Raw genomic sequence first — 3884 nt, 5'->3', positions numbered from 1 at the left:
GGGGAGAACCCCCTCACCCCCCTTTGCCATGGACCTCCCTTCGGGAGTTCCATGGCAAACATCGATAAACGTCATTTTCCACGCCTCGATTCGTGTCGATTTCCTTTTGACAAGCCCCGCGCCATGCGGATAAAGTGACGCCACCTCGATTCCCATCGAGAATCCTTCATCCATCTCTTCACGCTTCATTATTCTTTGAAGGACGCGCAAGAGGGGCAACGGACGCTCCATTTTCAGGAGAGTCGCGTCCGTTATTTGGAGGAGTCCATGCAAAGCCATGACCTGATCATCATCGGGGCGGGGCTGGCTGGGATGCGCGCGGCCCTGGAAGGGGTCAAAGCGGGCATCGATGTCGCCATCGTCACCAAGATCCACCCCCTGCGCAGCCACTCCTGCGCGGCCCAGGGCGGCATCAACGCCGCCATCGATCCCCAGGATTCCCGCGATTCCCACGCCTACGACACGGTGAAAGGGGCGGATTACATCGGCGACGAGGATGCCATCGAACTGATGTGCCAGGAGGCCCCGGAGGCGATCCTGGAAATGGATCGCATGGGCACCCCCTTCTCGCGCATCGAGGGGGGATTGATCGCCCAACGCGCCTTCGGCGGCGCAAGTTTCAACCGTACCTGCTACGCTGCGGACCGTACCGGTCAAGTGCTGCTGCACACCCTGTGGGAGCAACTGGTGAAGGCCGGCGTCAAGGTCTATCAGGAGTGCAGCGTCATGCGCCTGGTCACCGATCAGGCGGGAGCGGTCTCCGGCGTGGTGGCTTACGACATCAAGACCGGCGCGCTCTTCGGATTGCGCGGCAAGGGGGTGTTGATGGCCACCGGCGGGTATGGACGGGTCTTTCTCTCCAACACCAACGCCACCACCAACACCGGTGACGGCATGGCATTGGCCCTGCGCGCCGGCGCGCCGCTGGCGGACATGGAGTTCGTGCAGTTCCACCCCACCGGCCTGCGCACCTCCGGGATTCTGGTCACCGAAGGGGCACGCGGCGAAGGGGGCTATCTGATCAATGCCCTGGGCGAACGGTTCATGGGCAAGTACGCCCCCAACAAACTGGAACTGGCCTCCCGCGACGTGGTGTCGCGGGCCGAGCAGACCGAAATCATCGAAGGACGCGGCAAGGATGGCGCCATTTTCCTCGATCTGCGCCATCTGGGCGCCGAGAAGATCCTGGAACGACTGCCGCAGATCCGCCAACTCTCCCTCGATCTGGAGGGTGTGGACGCGATCCACGCGCCCATCCCGGTCCGTCCCACCGCCCACTACTCCATGGGGGGCATTCGCACCGACAAGTTCGGCGCCTCGCCCTTGCCCGGTCTGTACGCCGCCGGCGAGGCGGCCTGCGTCTCGGTGCACGGAGCCAACCGTCTGGGTGGCAACTCCTTGCTCGACACCATCGTCTTCGGCAAGATCACCGGCGCCCACTGCGCCGCATCCGTCAGGAAAGAGACCTTCCGCGACTTCGACAACAGCGCCGTGGAGGCGGTCCGGGCCAATCTGGCCGACCTCAAGGCCCGTCCGAACAAGGGATTGCGTCCCAGCGCCCTGCACCACCGCATGGCCGGGGCCATGAATCTCCATTGCGGGGTATTCCGCACCCCGGAGGGGCTGGATGCCGGTGTGGCCGAGATCGCCGGCTGGCGCGACGATTACACCCGCATCCACCTGGACGACCACGCCGACGACTTCAACATCGACCTGCTGCGTGCGGTGGAACTGGGCCATCTGATCGATCTGGCCGAATGCATCCTGCGCGGCGCCCAGGCGCGTCCGGAGTCCCGCGGGGCCCACTCCCGCACCGATCATCCCAATCGTGACGACGACAACTGGCGCAAGCACACCCTGAGCCACTGGGACAGCTCCCTGGGAGCGGTCACCCTCTCCCACGAACCGGTCCGCACCGTGGGCAAGGCCGAATACGCCCCCAAGGTCCGCACCTATTGACGAGACGAGGCCCACGATGAGCACGACCCCCTATACCATTCGCATCCAGCGCAACCGCAAGGGCGCGGTCGGACCCATCCAGTCCGAATGGCGCGAATACACCGTCCCCGCGACCCCCACCACCACCATCCTCACCATTCTCGAGGAGATCAAGGGCGAGCAGGATGGTTCCCTCACCTTCCGGCAGTCCTGTCGCTCGGCCATCTGCGGCTCGTGCGCCATGAAAATCGGCGGTCGCACCCGTTTGGCCTGCAAGACTCACGTCGGCAGCGTGGCCCGTGACGGCGTGGTGGTGATCGCACCCCAGGCCAATCAGCCGATCCTCAAGGATCTGGCCATCGACATCGATCCCTTCTTCGAGAAGATCCACCAGATCCGGCCCTATCTCCAGGACGGTCCGGATACCGATGCCGTGCTGGAGCGCACCGCGTACGATCAGGTCAACCACGTCACCCAGTGCATCCTGTGCGGCAGTTGCTATTCGGACTGCACCATGGCCGAGGTGAGTTCCGAATTCATCGGTCCGGCGGCCTTGGCCAAGGCGTTCCGGTTCGTCTCCGACCCCCGCGAAGGACAGAAAAAGCGCCGGCTGGAGCAACTCTCCGAACCCCACATGATGTGGACCTGCGCCCGTTGCGCCATGTGCGTGGAGACCTGCCCCAAGGATGTCAAGCCGATGGAGGCGATCGTCAAGCTGCGCACCCGCGGCATCGACAAGGGGCTCGGCGACGGTCCGGGTCCCAAGCACGCCCTGGCCTTCCACCAGGACATCAAAAAATCCGGCTCGCTCAACGAGTTCACCCTGATGATGCGCACCGTGGGCATTCTCGGCACGCTCGCGGAACTCGACACCGCCCTGCACCTGATGAAAAAGGGCAAGGTTCCCTCGCCACTGCCGCACAAGTCCAAGGGATTGAAGGAACTCGCCAAGATCTACGAGATCCTCGAAGAGACCCCCCTGGACGTGGAAACCAAGGCCAAGGAGGTGGTCCCGGAATAGGGACCGCCTTGCGCAAAGGAGATCTTTCATGAAACTCGATTTCGCCTATTATCCGGGTTGCGCGGCCAAGCAGGTGCAGAAGGAGGCCGACGTGGCCGCCCGCGCCGTGGCCGGCAGCCTGGGCATCACCCTGCATGAGATGCCGCGTGCCACCTGTTGCGGCGCGGTGAGTCTGCGCGAGACCAGGCCGGCCTTCTCTTTGGCCGTGGCGGCACGCATCCTCTCCGAGGCCGAGGAGGGGGGACGGGATCTGGTGACCATCTGCAACACCTGTCTCCAGACTTTGACCCACGCCAACCACCGTTTCAAAACCGAACCGGAGTTGTTGGACAAGATAAACCATGTGCTGGTCCAGGCCGGGGTGCGACCCTACCAGGCCTCGATTCAGGTCTATCATCTGTTGTGGGTGATCACCGATCAGATCGATCCCGAGAAGGTTCGTGCCAAGGTGGTCAAGCCGTTGAAGGGGTTGCGGGTGGCTCCATTCTACGGTTGTCACAACCTGCGGCCCGAGGAGATCTTCGATGCCAAGGCCGGCGAAAAGGCCGACCATCTGGATCGGTTGATCGTGCTGCTGGGTGGCGAACCGGTCGCGTATGACGGTCACGACAAGTGTTGCGGGTTCCATGTCATGCTCTCCGACAAGGTGGAGATGCGCGCGATGGTGGCCAGGAACTGTCTGAACGCGAAAGAGGCGGGCGCCGAGGTGATGATCACCCCGTGCACCTTGTGCGACATGTCGATGGGGTCGTTCCAGGGACCGGCAGAGAAGGTGGTGGGCAAGCGCATCGAACTGCCGGAGATGAATTTCGCCCAATTGATCGCCGTGGCCATGGGGTTGGAGGGCAAGGCCGGGTTGAACCGATTGCATGTGTCGCCCGAGGCGGCGTTGGCCAAGCGCGGGATCGGGTAAACCGTTGCGGGG

At 63.5% G+C, this 3884-nt stretch carries 4 protein-coding genes; 3 read left to right on the top strand and 1 reads right to left on the bottom strand.

Translation table 11 applies throughout. From position 1 onward, the window contains the following. A partial coding sequence (locus ACV4UY_RS12345; RefSeq protein WP_491607891.1) for a hypothetical protein occupies nt 1-189 on the bottom strand: 189 nt, incomplete at its 3' end. Nucleotides 190-267: 78 nt separating this feature from the next. Between ACV4UY_RS12345 and ACV4UY_RS12340 the strand changes: the two genes are divergently transcribed. Genes ACV4UY_RS12340 through ACV4UY_RS12330 form a run of 3 tightly spaced genes read left to right on the top strand, consistent with a single transcriptional unit; the run spans nt 268 to nt 3872 of the window. Then, a complete protein-coding gene (locus ACV4UY_RS12340; RefSeq protein WP_491607890.1) occupies nt 268-1959 on the top strand; it encodes an FAD-dependent oxidoreductase in 1692 nt (563 codons plus the stop codon). Between the two features lie 16 nt (nt 1960-1975). Then, nucleotides 1976-2959 carry a succinate dehydrogenase/fumarate reductase iron-sulfur subunit gene (locus ACV4UY_RS12335; RefSeq protein ID WP_491607889.1) on the top strand — a complete coding sequence of 328 codons (984 nt, stop codon included), beginning with the start codon at nt 1976-1978 and terminating at the stop codon, nt 2957-2959. Nucleotides 2960-2987: 28 nt separating this feature from the next. Further along, nucleotides 2988-3872, top strand: a complete 885-nt coding sequence (locus ACV4UY_RS12330) for a CoB--CoM heterodisulfide reductase iron-sulfur subunit B family protein (RefSeq protein ID WP_491607888.1) — start codon at nt 2988-2990, stop codon at nt 3870-3872. The last annotated feature ends 12 nt before the right edge of the window (nt 3873-3884 follow it).

The organism is Candidatus Magnetaquiglobus sp. (assembly GCF_058402785.1).
The sequence above is the reverse complement of the archived record's forward strand: the minus strand, read 5'-3'. Positions and strand labels throughout refer to the sequence as shown.